The organism is Bacillus sp. DHT2, from assembly GCF_026241455.1.
GTDB lineage: Bacteria > Bacillota > Bacilli > Bacillales > Bacillaceae_G > Bacillus_A > Bacillus_A pseudomycoides.
Genome location: NZ_JAPHWH010000001.1, coordinates 518,810 through 534,659, shown reverse-complemented (window position 1 = coordinate 534,659; position 15,850 = coordinate 518,810). Strand labels below are relative to the sequence as shown.

General features: G+C 35.7%; 14 protein-coding genes and 2 pseudogenes. 6 read left to right on the top strand and 10 right to left on the bottom strand.

Going from position 1 to position 15,850, the window contains the following annotated elements; genetic code table 11:
* Positions 1 to 225: 225 nt before the first annotated feature.
* From ORL93_RS02970 to ORL93_RS02940, 7 genes and pseudogenes are all read right to left on the bottom strand, one after another.
* Positions 226 to 408, bottom strand: a pseudogene (locus ORL93_RS02970) (carboxymuconolactone decarboxylase family protein); the annotation flags it as partial.
* Between the two features lie 46 nt (positions 409 to 454).
* On the bottom strand, positions 455 to 1,945 hold the full coding sequence (locus tag ORL93_RS02965; protein WP_097794904.1) for an alanine/glycine:cation symporter family protein: 1,491 nt from the start codon (positions 1,943 to 1,945) through the stop codon (positions 455 to 457).
* A 113-nt stretch (positions 1,946 to 2,058) separates the two neighbouring features.
* The gene (locus tag ORL93_RS02960; RefSeq protein WP_097794905.1) at positions 2,059 to 3,543 is read right to left on the bottom strand and encodes an aldehyde dehydrogenase family protein; all 1,485 of its coding nucleotides are present in this window, start codon (positions 3,541 to 3,543) and stop codon (positions 2,059 to 2,061) included.
* 21 nt (positions 3,544 to 3,564) lie between these two features.
* On the bottom strand, positions 3,565 to 4,461 hold the full coding sequence (gene dapA / locus ORL93_RS02955) for a 4-hydroxy-tetrahydrodipicolinate synthase (protein WP_097794906.1): 897 nt from the start codon (positions 4,459 to 4,461) through the stop codon (positions 3,565 to 3,567).
* A gap of 52 nt (positions 4,462 to 4,513) precedes the next feature.
* Positions 4,514 to 5,467 carry a proline racemase family protein gene (locus ORL93_RS02950; protein ID WP_097794907.1) on the bottom strand — a complete coding sequence of 318 codons (954 nt, stop codon included), beginning with the start codon at positions 5,465 to 5,467 and terminating at the stop codon, positions 4,514 to 4,516.
* The gene (locus tag ORL93_RS02945; protein ID WP_018780638.1) at positions 5,464 to 6,501 is read right to left on the bottom strand and encodes a proline racemase family protein; all 1,038 of its coding nucleotides are present in this window, start codon (positions 6,499 to 6,501) and stop codon (positions 5,464 to 5,466) included. Before ORL93_RS02945 ends, ORL93_RS02950 begins: the two co-directional genes overlap by 4 nt.
* Positions 6,498 to 7,673: an NAD(P)/FAD-dependent oxidoreductase gene (locus ORL93_RS02940; protein ID WP_097794908.1), complete on the bottom strand. Its 1,176-nt coding sequence runs from the start codon at positions 7,671 to 7,673 to the stop codon at positions 6,498 to 6,500. The genes ORL93_RS02945 and ORL93_RS02940 overlap by 4 nt, the downstream gene beginning before the upstream one ends.
* 180 nt (positions 7,674 to 7,853) lie before the next feature.
* Here ORL93_RS02940 and ORL93_RS02935 point away from each other — a divergent pair, with 180 nt between their 5' ends.
* The 4 genes from ORL93_RS02935 (at position 7,854) to ORL93_RS02920 (ending at position 11,431) form a co-directional block, all read left to right on the top strand.
* Entirely contained in the window at positions 7,854 to 9,515 is a 1,662-nt protein-coding gene (locus ORL93_RS02935) for a sigma-54 interaction domain-containing protein (protein WP_097794909.1), read from the top strand.
* Positions 9,516 to 9,588: 73 nt separating this feature from the next.
* Positions 9,589 to 9,861, top strand: coding sequence for a (2Fe-2S)-binding protein (locus ORL93_RS02930; protein ID WP_097794910.1), 273 nt, complete (start codon positions 9,589 to 9,591; stop codon positions 9,859 to 9,861).
* Positions 9,858 to 10,190, top strand: a complete 333-nt coding sequence (locus ORL93_RS02925) for a (2Fe-2S)-binding protein (protein WP_018780641.1) — start codon at positions 9,858 to 9,860, stop codon at positions 10,188 to 10,190. Before ORL93_RS02930 ends, ORL93_RS02925 begins: the two co-directional genes overlap by 4 nt.
* On the top strand, positions 10,187 to 11,431 hold the full coding sequence (locus ORL93_RS02920; protein WP_097794911.1) for an NAD(P)/FAD-dependent oxidoreductase: 1,245 nt from the start codon (positions 10,187 to 10,189) through the stop codon (positions 11,429 to 11,431). Before ORL93_RS02925 ends, ORL93_RS02920 begins: the two co-directional genes overlap by 4 nt.
* A 152-nt stretch (positions 11,432 to 11,583) precedes the next feature.
* On the opposite strand, the gene ORL93_RS02915 is transcribed toward ORL93_RS02920, so the two are convergent.
* Together ORL93_RS02915 and ORL93_RS02910 are read right to left on the bottom strand one after the other, a co-directional pair.
* The gene (locus tag ORL93_RS02915; RefSeq protein ID WP_097794912.1) at positions 11,584 to 11,892 is read right to left on the bottom strand and encodes a YxcD family protein; all 309 of its coding nucleotides are present in this window, start codon (positions 11,890 to 11,892) and stop codon (positions 11,584 to 11,586) included.
* Positions 11,880 to 12,329, bottom strand: a complete 450-nt coding sequence (locus tag ORL93_RS02910; RefSeq protein ID WP_003198066.1) for a hypothetical protein — start codon at positions 12,327 to 12,329, stop codon at positions 11,880 to 11,882. The genes ORL93_RS02915 and ORL93_RS02910 overlap by 13 nt, the downstream gene beginning before the upstream one ends.
* A 265-nt stretch (positions 12,330 to 12,594) precedes the next feature.
* On the opposite strand from ORL93_RS02910, the gene ORL93_RS02905 reads away from it, so the two are divergent.
* Positions 12,595 to 13,359: a DUF1836 domain-containing protein gene (locus ORL93_RS02905; RefSeq protein WP_006095061.1), complete on the top strand. Its 765-nt coding sequence runs from the start codon at positions 12,595 to 12,597 to the stop codon at positions 13,357 to 13,359.
* A gap of 43 nt (positions 13,360 to 13,402) precedes the next feature.
* Here the strand turns inward: ORL93_RS02905 and ORL93_RS02900 are convergent.
* A pseudogene (locus tag ORL93_RS02900) lies at positions 13,403 to 14,530 on the bottom strand (HD domain-containing protein).
* A gap of 571 nt (positions 14,531 to 15,101) precedes the next feature.
* Between ORL93_RS02900 and uptA the strand changes: the two are divergent.
* A complete protein-coding gene (gene uptA / locus ORL93_RS02895; protein ID WP_265958590.1) occupies positions 15,102 to 15,707 on the top strand; it encodes an undecaprenyl phosphate transporter UptA in 606 nt (201 codons plus the stop codon).
* The last annotated feature ends 143 nt before the right edge of the window (positions 15,708 to 15,850 follow it).

Here is a 15,850-nt window from a genome sequence, read left to right as displayed (position 1 = left end):
AGTTCGCCCCTTACCCACGATGCTTCTAAAGTACCTTCTAGGAAACGAGAAACCAACTTTAATTCATTTGGATTATATCTATTTAAAAATCGAATAACTTCTCTATTACTTACATCATGCAACGCCTGGTGTAAGTAAAACAGTTCTTTTCCTAAAGAGGTTGTTTTAAATAAGATTTCCTTTTTATTATTTGGAATCGTTTTTGTCGTGATTAATTTTTTAGTAACTAATCCCTAACGCAATGAGCTGTTTTTCGCGTTTTGTTAATGCACCTTCCTGGAAACAAGCTTGTGTAAATGCATGATATGTTTCTGTGATTTCTGGAATTGGTTTTAAAAAATTTCCAATGCCCTCTTTGTAATGAAGTAATACATCATTTATAAAACCATGTTGTTGATATATTATCATAAAAAAGATAGAATTTTCAGTTTTTTAACCTTAAAAATATATAACGCTACAATTTCACACTATCATCTACTGGTACTTTTCTTCTAGAAATTTCATTTTCACCTTCTTTACACTTTTCTTCCCAAAATACAACACCTTCAAGCCCTACTTTTTTAGGGTCAAATATTGGATCTTTCCCTTCTTTTTTCTGCGTTTCATAATCTTTTAATACTTTTAATGCCGTCTTATTTAACAATAAAATCGCTAAAAGATTCAGCCATGCCATACTACCTATCCCTAAATCTCCAAGATTCCATAAAAGTGAAGCTGATTCCACACTACCGACGTAAACCATAATTAAAAATCCGAATTTCAAAATCGTTTTTAACCATTTAAATTTCAATTTATGATCCAAGTAAGTAAGTGTAGTTTCGGCAATATAGTAATATGCTAGTAGAGTTGTGAATGCAAAGAAAAAGATTGCGATTGAAATAAATAATGGACCAAAACCTGTCATAACAGTTTCAACTGCTTGTTGTGTGTAAATTGGCCCTGCTTCAACATTCCCCATATTTTTCACAATGGCGCTCTTTCCTTCAGGTATGACATTATACATCCCTGTTATTAAAACCATGAGAGCTGTTGCTGTACACACAACAATTGTATCGATGTAAACCGAAAATGCTTGTACTAATCCTTGTTTAGCAGGATGTGATACTTCAGCAGCTGCAGAGCTATACGTTGCTTCTCCAACACCAGCAACATTTGAAAATACAGCTCGTTTCACTCCCCATGCAATGGCTGCCCCAACAATTCCGCCAAACATTTCATCGATTCCAAATGCACTTGAGAAAATAAGTGTGAACATATTAGGGATTTCCGTTATATTAGCAATTAAAACGATACATGTAACAATTACATAACCAATTGCCATAAACGGCACTAGAGTTTGAGAAACAGCAGCAATTCTCTTTACTCCGCCAAAAATAATCGCTGCCAGCAATACAACTAAAAATACACCAGTCATATATTTACTAATACCAGAAGAATTTTCAAATCCAACCGCAATGCTACTTGATTGAATCCCTGGCAATAAAACGCCGTATGAAATCGTCACGACAACCGCTACAATGACGGCAAACCATTTTATTTTTAAGCCTTTTTCAATAAAATATGGTGTACCACCTCGATATTCATTTCCTACCTTACTTTTATACACTTGAGCAAGCGTTGACTCAACGAATGCACTAGCTGCTCCTAATAGAGCCATCACCCACATCCAAAACACAGCTCCTGGACCACCAAAAGCAATAGCTGTCGCTACACCAGCAATATTTCCAATTCCGACCCGGCCCGATAACGCTAAACAAAATGCTTGAAATGAAGATATCCCGGTCTCTGAGCTCTTTCCTTCAAATAATAGTTTGATCATCTCTTTAAAATACCGAATTTGTAAAAAACGAGTAGCAATTGTGAAATACACGCCTGCTCCTAACGCAAAAATAACTAATCCTATACTCCATACTTGTCCTACTAACCACTCTACTAACTTTTCCATCCCAATCCCCCTCATAATTGTGTGAAAAAGAGTTATTTATTGCGTGCTTAAAAAATAAAACGGACAACCTCACCGTTCATTCAAGTTGTCCGTTCACTCTTCCTATTTGATCATTATTTTATATTAACCCAAACACTCTTTACTTCCGTGTAGTTATCAAGTGCATACGACCCTAATTCGCGTCCAATTCCGGATTGTTTATATCCGCCAAATGGTGCCGCTGCATTTTCTAAATTATAATCATTAATCCAAACGGTTCCTGCCTTTAATTTATTTGCGACTTGATGTCCAGTTTTAATATTTTGTGTCCATACACCTGCTGCTAATCCGTAAGAAGAGCTATTCGCTCTTTCAATTACTTCCTCAGTCGAATCAAATGGCATAACTACAACGACTGGTCCAAATATTTCTTCCTTTGCGATTGTCATATCATCTGTAACATTTGTAAAAACTGTGGGCTGCACAAAATAACCTTTTTCAAATGCCCGTTCTCCCCCAGCTACAACTGTTGCTCCTTCAGCCATTCCTTGTTCAATATACTTTAGCACACGCTCTTGTTGTTTTTTAGATACGAGCGGGCCCATTTCTGTATCCTTTTCCATACCGGCACCAAGCTTAACTTTATTCGCCATTTCTACAAGTTCATCTACTACTCTTTCATAATGTTTCCGATGAACGAACACACGAGATCCTGCGCTACAGTTTTGACCATGATTATACATAATGCCTTGGAAGGCACCATTAATAGCTTCAGATAAATCGGCATCTTCTAAAATAATATTTGGTGACTTACCTCCAAGTTCTAACGTTACATGTTTAATTGTTTCAGCAGATTGACGCATAATATATTTCCCTGTAACTGTCGAACCTGTGAAAGCTACTTTATTAATATCATGATGGTTTACGATTGCTGCTCCTGCTTCTTGTCCGAAACCTGGAACAAAGTTTACAACACCGTTTGGAAATCCCGCCTCTTTAAAAAGCTTTGCAGCATATAGTAAAGATAACGGTGTTTGCTCTGCTGGTTTTAATACAATCGTACATCCTGTCGCAAGAGCAGCACCCATTTTCCAAGCGGACATAACTAACGGATAATTCCAAGGAATAATTTGACCAACAACCCCAATCGGTTCATGACGTGTATAATTTAAATAATCTTTTGAAATAGGAATTGTTTGTCCTACAATTTTTGTAGTCCAACCAGCATAATACCGGTAATTTTCTACTGTCGCTGGAATATCATCTTCAAGCGCAATTTGATACGGTTTCCCATTATCTAAAGCTTCTAGCTGCGCTAATTCTTCTTTATGTTCTTCAATTAAATCAGCTAATTTATATATAAGATGTGCTCTTTCTCCAGTAGTCATTTCAGACCAAGGGCCCGTTTCAAAAGCTTCTCTTGCAGCTTTCGTCGCTACATCAATATCTTCCGCTTGCGCCTCACTCACTACCGCAAGAACATCCTCTGTAGCCGGATTATATGTTTTAAACGTCTTTCCACTAATAGAAGGAACAAATTCACCATTAATAAACAATTTGATTTCTTCATTTAAAAACGCTTTTACTTTTGATTTTAGCTCCATGTTTGTCGTTAACATATTTTCCCCCTCCTCCTTAGTTTAAACAGCTGAATTAGCCGTTATTTGTAATAAAATCTGTTGAAGTTTTTGATCTTCTTCCTGTGTCAATCCTAATCTTGGATAACGAGATGGACCTCCAGTTTGTCCGTGTAACTCCATTGCACGTTTAACAATTTGTACGTATTTCCCTGACCCTTCTAGGAATTCACAAAGAGGCAAAATTGTATCATTAATCTCCCATGCATTTTCGAACTCTCCATTTTGAAAATGCTCATACATTTTTGTAACAAGTCCCGGAACGATATTACCCGCCACAGAGACCCATCCAGTAGCACCAACTAAATATGATTCCATAACTAAATCTTCGGATCCGCAAAAGACTTGAAAAGCACTCTCTCCTTTTCTTACTAAATCTCTCACTTTACGAATATCTCCGCTAGATTCTTTAATATGTGTAACATTTTCACATTCTTTTCCTATTCGAAGCATAAGCTCTATACTCATATCAACACCAGAGGTAAACGGGTTATTGTATAACATAATTGGTATATTTACAGCATTTGAGATTTCTTTAAAATGAAAGTAGATTTCTTCTTCTTTCGGTTTACAATAATAAGAGTTAATAATTAATGCACAATCTGCGCCATGAGCTTCTGCATGCTTCGTATATTCAATCGTTTCTTTCGTCGTCTCTGCAGCAGTTCCAACAATTACAGGAATGCGTCCATCAACTTCTTTTAATACCGTTTCCACCATCTTAAATCGTTCTTTTTTTGATAAACTAACAAATTCTCCCGTACTTCCATTAATGATGATGCCGGCAACCTTCTGCTCAATAAAATAGTTTACGTTCTGTTTCACTCCGTTCCAATCAATCTCTTGAAATTCATCCATCGGAGTAATTAATACTGGAAATGCTCCTTTTATACTTTTCATCATATTCTCTCCCTTACATTTCATTTGTTTTTTCCACATACTGTATTAACCGTTATTTTAATAAAAAGCCTACTGGAAATGGATCAGTAGGGTCTAATACAAATGTTTGCATACCTGTAATAAACCCTCTGCTTGTGAAAGTAAATGTATATCCTTTCTCTTCCTTATTCACTTTTTGCACCTTCACAAAACTATTAAAAATACTCTCATTAATAAAAGGTTCTTCCGTACGTACATCACCTATAGAAAGGCTACTTATATACGAAACACTTGTTGATGCGAATCCAGGCGAACGCACAATATAGTCGTCATCCTGAAACGTAATTGTTTTTATACGATTCTCTTTTATGTGGGAAGAATCTACTAAAACGATTCTTTTTATAAGTGGCTGCTTTGGCATGGACTCAAGTATAGCTTTCCCCCAGTTCTTTAATTCAAAAATGTTTTCAATACAAATTTCCGGAGAACATTCCTCTTTCTGAAACACTGCATATACTTGATCAGCTTGTATGAGAGAGTAGTGTATATTTCCAATAGGACTATGTAGTGGTAGATTCTCTTCGATTGAGTAACACACTTTACTTTCTAGCGATACAGAAACGACTTCATCCTTTTCTACATGTGCACGGACTAAAAACACACCGCATAGCGTTTCAATTTTGTATTGATTTGAATCGCTTTGTTTTAAGTGTCCACTTTCAAGTAACATAGTTACTACCGCGACAATCCCACCGTAATGAAGAGGAATTGATCCTTTATGATTAAAAAATAATACAGCTGCATCAACTTCACTATGAATAGAAGGAACGACAACACATCCGTTTAAACCTATGAACCCACGTGGTTCATTTAATAAAAGCTGCATTTCCTCTGCTAATTCACCAGAAATTTGTTCATTTAGTTGTTCCAAACTATGATAGTATTTACACGGTACGTCTTTAATTATACGAAACGCTTCACCAGCTACGTGTACATCTACTGTCATATACATTTTTTGAATCTTCATTTCACTTCCTCCGTTTCATGTTCCATCGGCGGAATTAGCAAAAATCCTTCTTTCAGTGGATCCTCTTCATTGTAAAAAAATCTATGCATTCCCATTAGCCAAGCTGAACCAGTGATCTTTGTTACTACAGCTTCAATGTTCTCCACATATGTTGTATCTATTACACTTCCTTTAAATAACGAGCCAACAATACTTTCATGAACAAATTCTTCTTGCATTGCAATTTTTTTATTAGCGTATAATACAGCTAGCTTCGCAGATGTTCCCGTACCGCACGGAGAACGATCAATTCCTCCCGGTGGAACAACAACGGTATTTTTTACATGTGCCGTTTCATGGGTAGGATCTGTGTAAAATTCAATATGTGTTACCCCTTTTATAAATGAATATTGCGGATGAATAACTTCAAATTTTTCATTAATCGTATTTCTTATTTGGATCGCTTTATCAATTATTGTAGAAGCATTTTCTGGCACTAACTCTAGACCAAGCGCTTCCCCATCGATAATGGCATAAAAGTTTCCGCCATATGCGATATCAACATCTACATTTCCAATCCCTTCAACATGGACAGAAATACTCTTTAGTAAAAAAGCTGGTATATTACAAAAAGATACTTCTTTTGCTTTACCGTCTTGAACAGAAATATCCACTTCAACAAGACCAGCTGGTGTATCCAATTTCAAAGAAGTTATCGGCTCATATACAGGTATTAAACCTGATTCAACTAAAGCCGTACATACACCGATCGTATCGTGACCACACATCGGTAAATATCCACCTGTCTCTATGTAGATGACACCTATATCCGCTTCTGGATGACACGGATCTGTTAATAACGCCCCAGACATCACATCATGACCGCGCGGTTCATTCATTAACAATTTACGGATCCAGTCGTACTCTTTCTTCATATGAAGCATTTTTTCTGCCATGTTCTCTCCTATTAACTTTGGAAGTCCGCTAATTAACGTCCTCGTAGGATTTCCACCTGTATGCGTATCAATCGTCGTAAAGACTCTTTGTGACCTCATCCGTTTAACACCCTTTCTGTAAAACGATTCAAACGAAGCGGTTCAATCGGAATTGATGTTTCTCTTTCGTTTAAGAGCTCTTCAATAACTTTCCCTGTAACTGCTGCGAGACTAATTCCATCCCCTTCATGTCCTGCAGCGATATAATAGTTTGGAATATGTTCTACTCGTGAAATGATCGGCAAATGATCTTCTGTCCATGGACGCAGGCCAGCGTAAGAACGAATAACCATCATATCTGCCATTTTTGGATAAAAACGAATCGCTCGATTCGCAATACACTTAATTACTTCGTTGTTTATCCTCGTATGAAATCCTACAAATTCTCTACTACTACCAATTAAAAAATTTTGACTTTCTGTTGGTTCAAACACGAGAGCTACACCGTATTTTTCAGTCAAAACATCGACTTTCCGTTTCCCACCAAACTTAGAAATTAAATAACCAAATTCCATTACTTTGCGAGAGCCTACATGTTGTTGCCTTGAAGCTACGATAATATGTCCTTTTCTTGGCTCAATCGGTATAGATAGGTCCAACATTTCTCCAATTTTAGGGGCCCATACTCCCGCTGCGTTCACAATTTGCTTTGCAGTAAACGTTCCATTTGTCGTTTCTACAATAAAGGAACCATCTATGGCTCTCCTCATTTCTTTTACTTCTGTATGCTTAAAAGATTTTGCCCCCAATTTTTCCGCTTCTGCAAGAAGTGAAAAAGCAAGGAGATACGGATTTACAGTCGAATCTGTTGCACATTCTAAACCACCTAATAAATCATCAGCGAAAAACGGTGATTCTTCTCTTATGTCTTGTCTATCAAGCATCCGAAACGGTAAGCCAGCTTCTTTTTGACGATTCACCCATTTTTGAGCTGCCTCCATTTCCTCCTCTGACTCACAGACAAGAATACTTCCTGGCGCTCGGTATTCAAACGAATGTTCCAATTCTTCACTTAATTCCGTTACTAATTTTTGACTTACTAGCGACATCTGACTATCAAAGCCTGGGTCTTTATCAATGGCTAAAATGTTGCCGTCACACCGTGAAGACGTGCCACTGACAAATTCCCCCTTGTCAATGATTGTTACGTCTCTTCCATATTTTGAAGTGTAATAAGCAATAGAACAGCCAATAATTCCACCGCCTAGTATTAAAACGTCACAGTGTCTCATGCAGCCCCCTCCTTTCTTTCAAATCTCTCATCCTCTATTTATGCAATTGGTATGCCAACTCAAAATATATTTATTTTCATATGTGAGAAAAATAGATGTAAAAATATTTTGAATTTAACAGAAATAAGTGTATTATTTTTTTATCAGTGTCTAAAATTTTTCACACTACAGGAGGATAATATGGCATTTTCATTCCCATCAATAAAAGAACTTATAAAATATTTTTCAACAAATCATACATTCGACATAAGTCACATCAAACAAAAAAATGGCGAATTTTATTACCTTACTGCACATACGAAAGAATTACTTTGTGCAACTTTATATGAAGAAGACTCCTTCTCTAATTTAATCAAAGCATTTTCTAATCATTTTGCAGTCGTTATTCTCAATAAAACACAAGATCCAACACACTGTATAACTGTTACCCAAATGGTCCCTTTTCTCTATAATTCTTACAATCAATTACAGGCATTTTACAATACCGTTCTTCAAACGACAGATTCTTCAGTTACTGTTATCGACGATAATGAACGTGTTCGTACATGGACAGATGGAGCCGAAAAAATATTTTCAGTAAAATATGGGGACATTATCGGACAACCTATTACTCATTTTTTTGATTATAAAGATCTAGAAATTTTACAATCATTACATAAAGGAAAACGTATAATAGCTCAGTATCATCAACCTCGCTCCGATCTATTTGTATTAATTAATTCAAATCCTGTTTATTGCGACAACAAAATTATCGGTGCAGTCGTTTCTGAAACGGATGTTACAAGTCAGGTTGTACTAAATGAAAAGTTATTTAATATGTCACATGAAGTGCACCGCTTAGAACAAGAAGTAGCAAAATATAAAGACACATCCGATCCCTTTCATTCCATGAAAGGAAAGAGTGCTGTCATACAGAGAACGATCCAATTGGCTAGGAAAGTTTGCTCTGTTAAATCGACCGTTTTAATACTAGGAGAAAGCGGTGTCGGAAAAGAAGTATTTGCGAAAGCGATTCATGAAGCAAGTGAGAAAGAAAATGCTCCTTTCATTTCGATTAACTGTGGTGCAATTCCAGAAGCATTATTTGAAAGTGAATTATTCGGCTATGAGCGCGGAGCTTTTTCTGGAGCGAATAGTAAAGGAAAGAAAGGCAAAATAGAACTTGCACAAGGTGGCACTTTATTTCTCGATGAAATAGGCGAAATGCCACTCGATATGCAAGTTAAGCTTTTGCGTGTACTGCAAGAACGAAAATATTATCGTGTCGGTGGAGAAAAAGAAATTAATATTGATTTTCGTGTTATTGCAGCTACAAATCGCGATTTACAAGAAGAGATGAAAAAAGGAACATTTCGTGAAGATTTATATTATCGCTTAAATGTAGTTAGCTTACACATTCCACCATTACGTGAAAGACGAGAAGACATTATAGAATTAACCTATTCTTTTTTAAACGACTTTTCAATAAATTACAAAAGGCCAATTCATGATTTCCCCCCAGAAATTATGCACGAACTCCTTCATTACGATTGGCGGGGGAATATTCGCGAGCTGCGCAACGTTATAGAAAGACTCGTCGTATTTGCAACGGACGGCATTATAAAGCAAGAATATTTACCCTTTCATACAAACAGTACTCCAGAGGAAATAGCATCTCATTATTCATTAGTCAGTAACAACAACACGATTTTTTCCTTACAAGAAGAGATGGATCAACACGAGAAAAAAGTGATCAAAAGAGCTTTACGAATTTTAAATGGTAATAAATTAGAATGTGCGAAACAACTTGGTGTAACAAGAGCTACTTTATACAACCGCTTAAAAAGACTCGGGTTACAATAAAACCTCCCCTCCTCTATATTGGCATACCTTTTGCATTATAATTTTTATAAACCGAACTAGAGGAGGAATATACATGTCTAATAAAGAGAATTTAATTATTTGTCGTTGTGAAGAAGTTACATACGGACAACTTCAATCGACAATTACTGCATATAATTGCTCGGCTCGGGAGCTAAAACTAAGAACACGTGCTGGGATGGGCTTTTGCGGGGGGCGTACATGTAGAACGACAATAGATCAAATGATAGAAATTGCAAATCCTGGAACATCACCTCATGAGATTCCATTAAAATATCAACCACCAATACGCGCAGTAACTTTTGGAGCGGTAGGTGCAAAGCAATGAATAGAATTTTACATCATCCTATTTTAGGAAACTTAGACGATAGAAAACGTATTTCATTTCAATTTAACGATAAAGAATACGAAGCATATGAAAATGAAACGATTGCTGCTGCCCTTCTTGCAAATGGAATTAGAACGTTACGCGTTCACGAAGATAGTGGTACACCTAGAGGAATTTACTGTAACATTGGACATTGTTCTGAATGCCGCGTAACAGTTAATAATCAAATGAACGTCCGAGCGTGCTTAACTGTTGTAGAAAACGAAATGATTGTTGAAAGTGGGAAACAGCATCCAAATATTATTAGAAAGATGGTGGAAAAGCGATGATGGATGTAATTGTAATTGGCGCGGGACCAGCAGGATTAGCTGGTGCAATTGCTTGCGCTAGTTCTGGACTTAACGTACTTGTTATTGATGAATTTATGAAGCCTGGCGGACGATTGTTAGGACAATTACATCAAGAACCAACTGGAGAATGGTGGAACGGAATAAAAGAATCCGAACGCCTTCATCAAGATGCAAAAGCACTCTCAGTAGATATTCGATGCGGTGTGTCAGTATACAATTTAGAAAAAGACGAAAACATTTGGTATGTACATACAAGCATAGGTACAATTGAAGCCCCCTTTGTACTACTTGCTACCGGGGCTGCTGAATACTCTATCCCACTTCCTGGCTGGACTCTTCCAGGAGTCATGTCAATTGGCGCTGCTCAAGTTATGACAAATGTTCATAGAGTCCAAGTTGGGAAAAAAGGAATTATTATCGGAGCCAATATTTTATCATTTGCAATTTTAAATGAATTACAACTAGCTGGTATTACTGTTGATCATATCGTACTCCCTGAAAAGGGTGACCTTAGCCAAAAAGCTGGTGAACCAGAGGAAGTTTTAAAGTCACTATTAAACGCTGCCCACCTTGCCCCATCAGCTTTACTACGCATCGGAAGTCGTTTTATGAAACATGATTGGATTCGAAAAGCTGGTTTAACCTTTTATCCGAATAACGGTATAAAAATAAATGGTACACCACTCCACCTTCGCAAAGCTGCAATTGAAATTATCGGAACGGATAAAGTAGAGGGTGTTCGTGTTGCTAACATTGATTCGAAAGGAAATATTATAAAAGGATCAGAAGAAATATATGAAGCAGACTTTGTTTGTATCGCAGGAGGATTATATCCACTTGCAGAGCTCGCTGCCGTAGCAGGATGCCCATTCCATTACATTCCTGAACTGGGTGGACATGTCCCATTCCATTCAGAGACAATGGAAACCCCTCTTCACGGATTATTTGTAGCTGGAAATATTACTGGAATTGAAAGTGGGAAAATTGCTATGGCGCAAGGAACTGTTGCCGGTCTTTCAATTGTTAAGCATGCTTGTACAGAATTAAACTCAGTCGGACAACAATTACAGCAAGCTATCCAGAATGTCCAGGCTGTCCGCGAACAAGCTGCAATTCAATTTAACCCAATGGTTACCGCTGGTAGACGTAAAATGAATGAACTTTGGAGTCATTTTTGTTTAAATCAGGATGATCAAAATCCGCCTCAAGAAGTTATATAATTCATTGCCTAGAGAATAGTGCCCAGCTTAGCTGGGCACACAAATGAAGAAGCAAAGGTATTCACCCTTACTTAACTACTAGGTTCATTATTTCATTAAAAATGTGCATACTAAAAGGAGCTGTTGAAATTAATCTCAACAGCTCCTTTTGACTACTCATCCGAGTTATTTAAATTCGCCAATGCGAAAATACCTTCTTCATCATCTAACTCAAGCTGTAACCTTGCCGCAAACGGATTGACATTGTATTCCCTATCAAGCCATAAGCGAAGTGCTTCAATTAAGTTTGCTTGAATTAAAATTTGCCCGCGACCATTTACTTCTACTTCAGCAGAAAAACCATAGTCATCATCGTACATTAGTTCAACTAAAACTGCTTCTGGGCCAACTTGTCGCTTTTCTGCGATATACACACATAGTGCGTTTATCAGCTCTTGTTCAGAAATTTTTATCGTTTCCATACTGCTTCTTCTGCCTGTTTCTTACGTTGATTTTTGAAATATTTAAATGCTCGAATCGCTAACATTACGATACCAGCCATTACTAGCATATTTACCATGAACGCTAATACAGAACCAAGTGCTCCCATGTTTGCAAATAAACTTCCCATTAGTAGACCACCAAGACCACCTAGTAATAAACCTTTCATAAAGCTCCCTTTATTACTCTTCGGTGCTGTGTTTGATGCTTTTGTTTTTGTATCAGGGTTTGTTTTCTGTGCATTCACATTAGAATCTTTTTTGTTTAAATCAACTTTTGATTTTTGTCCTGAACTTGGTGTAAATGATTTTTGACCTGACTTGTAACTTTTCGCTGCCGCATGATCTACGAAAACAAAGCTACTAGCCCCAAAAACAACCATTAATGCAGTCATTACTGTAACGATTTTTTTCAACATATTATATCCATTCTCCTTTTACTATAGATATATGTGAAATCTATCTTTCTTTAAAATAAGAATGATAGATTTATTTTAAAGTTAAACAAAAAGTTCTTATGAACCTATTATATGAACTTTTTCTATAATAAGCAAGTGTTATTTATTTAACTTTATTAACAATTTATAAAATGACAGGAAAAATAATGAAAAACAGAATTGACTTTACAAGCAACAAAACATATTATAAGTTCATAAGAACTTTTATAATTTTGGAGGTGAAAAGATGGAAACATTTCATCTCACACGAAACGAAATGGCAATGCTCCTTCTTTCTCTTAGAGGATGGAATGCAAAAAAGCCTCTCGTTATTTTACAAGAAGCTTGGGCAAAGTCACATAAAAAAGATATTGAATGTGGACAAAGTGTTACAGCTTTTATTACAACCGCTCTTTCACCTATTTTTGAAAAGCTCATTAAAATTGAAGATACAGATATTGGCTTTTCTTTAAATGAGATCGTTGCGCTTGGTAATCAAATTGAAAATACCAGTTTTTCTGTAACAGCTATGCAAAACTGGGTAAAACGAGATATAAAAGAAATGATTGGTTCACCACAAAAAGGAAAAAAATATTCTATCGAACAAGCAGCTTTATTATTCATTGTTGAAGATTTAAAAACAGCACTTGATTTTGAATCCATTCGTAAGCTGTTAAGACTCATCGTAAATGATCCAGCAGATCGAAGTGATGATTTAATCAATCCTGTTCATTTATACGTCGCTTATTCTTCTTTATTTGAGGAATTGAATCAAGGTGGTTGTTTACAATTAAACGCGACTGATACCATTCGTACAATTGAAAATATTGTAAAAGAAAAAGCAGATAAAATCGCAAGTCAGTTTGATCAAATCAACAATGAGCAACGAGAAGCCATTCGTAATGCGATTATTATCGCAACACTTTCTGTACATACGGCATATGTACAAATGTTAGCGAAACGCTATGTTTCTGCAACATTATTTTTACAAAATTTAGATGTAAAGCCATAAAAAAAAGAGGAGCGCAAAGCGCTCCTCTTTTTTGTTTATCCTGCTATAAATAGTACATGTACCCTCTTTTGGGTAAAGCAGTTACTTCTTGAATGTATTTAGAAGTCTCTAAAATGTCCTCAAAACGTGCATTTCTATTTATATAAATTCCGCCTATGTATGAACTATAACCTTTATTCTCACTCATAACTTCAGAAATATATCGAGCTTCTTTTTTACAATTCTTAAAATCACCTTCTTTTCCCTCTTTCCAATTCAAACTTTTTGATGCTGAAAGATATAATTGAGCTAGTTTTGCTAATTCCTCATGTTCAGATTTTGCAACGCACTGTAACTCGTTTAAAATAACTTGATCATTTAAAGGGAGGAAATCATTCACTTTCAGTTCTTCTCTCTTATGAAAGAAGTTTTGTAATATCGGATTATACAAAGGAAGCTGTAACTCTTGGATTTTCTGAAAAATAAGTAGTAATAACAAATCTTTTCCCACTACAAACGGATGGCCAAATCCATTGTGATAAAGAGAGCTTTTCACCTTTACAAGATGCTCTATATATGGTATCCCTGTTTCTTCAATAACAAGCTTTTGATTGATCATACGCATAGTAGAAATAAGCTTTTCAATGGGACCTCTTTCTAATTCCAATGATGAATAATGCAAATCCCGATTCCAAAAATCAAGCTGATCCATGCCTAATGATAAAAATAAAATTTCATCTATAATTGGAAAAACATTTTCTTCTGACAAAGCTTTAATTACATCTTCTAATAAATCAGATGTCCGTTCTAAGATAGTACGTATTTCTCTATCTTCTTGAATAATTCGTATCGTCCAATCACCATGATCTTGACCTGATATTCGTTGGAAACAATGTGAATATGGCCCGTGACCAATATCATGAAGAAGAGCTACAACAGAAACAACTTTCCTTTCATATTCTGAGAAAGTAATATCTCCTATTTCAATGAGATGATCTATAACTTTATTCACAAGCACATATACTCCGATAGAATGTTCTATCCTTGTATGTGTCGCATTTGAATGTACATAGTATGTATGCCCTTGTTATTTAATATAAGCTAATCTTTGAAATACTTTCGTTTCTATTAATTCAATTATGTCTCTATCATGAATAGAAATCACTCCATAAATGGAATCTGTAATCTCCATTATTTCTCACCCTTCCAAAATAAATTTCTGCATTATTATAACGATTTTTTCTTTTTTTCGAATTTTTTATCTTCTCCCTTATAAAACACCCATGTTATTAGTGAATTTCATTCCTATTGATAATTAAATCGATCTGGATTTTACTAGCTGTTAGCTCTACCTGTCTCTCTGACTTCCACTTCCCTATTAATTATAAGATGAGTGTCTTATCACCGGCGAATAACGGGATAAAATCCCCTTTACTACAATATGAGAAATTTCTAACATACTTTTCATTCTCTCTTCACGAAATTCTAATTTCTATACTTTACTATAAGAAAGATAATACAGATAAAAACCAAATTTATAAGTTGTAAGCATCATATAAACACTTCTCACTCATTTTATTTTCTTGAATGAAAGCGCGATTTCTCTTTCGTAATCATGTTAAAAATGAAATCTTAAAATAGCTATAAAATCAACAATTAAGGTATAATCTGTATATAAGAAATTGTGTACATATTATTTTTTATTAGTAAGTAGTATTTCTCCTCTTACCATTTGAAAAAATCTATTAAATAGAAGGTGCAACATGTTAGGTAGTTTTATTCATTCTGTATTACTATTTTTAGAAGGACTAGGTTATTGGGGCATAATGTTTGGACTCATGATTGAGATTATTCCAAGTGAAATCGTTCTCGCTTATGCAGGTTATTTAGTATCTTCAGGAAACATCTCATTTATAGGCGCCATTGCATTTGGTACTATTGGTGGTGTTATCGCACAAATCTTTATTTATTGGATTGGGCGTTACGGAGGAAGACCTGTACTAGAGCGTTATGGCAAGTACATTTTCATTCATAAAAAACAAATCGATCCTGCAGAAGCATGGTTTAATCGTTATGGAACCGGTGTTATTTTCACAGCACGCTTCATTCCAGTCGTTCGTCATGCCATTTCAATCCCTGCCGGCATTACAAAAATGTCACCTATCCGATTTATTACCCTTACAGCGCTTGCGATTATCCCGTGGTCAATCATCTTTATCTATTTAGGTGAAAAGCTAGGAGAAAATTGGGGCAATATCAATGAAGTTGCTGGGCCGTATGTAACATCGTTTGCAATTGGCGGAGTAATACTAATTGTTTTGTATTTCACTTTAAAAATATGGCTAAAGAAACGAAGAAAACTTGTTTAAATGAATCATTCGAGACAATGAATTTGAAATAAAACGCCATACATTCAATTAGATGTATGATGTTTTATTTCATTTTTCTTTTATTCTTACTTTTATAATTTGATATGCTTATCTTCTAAAAGATCCCAAATTTCTTCTTTATG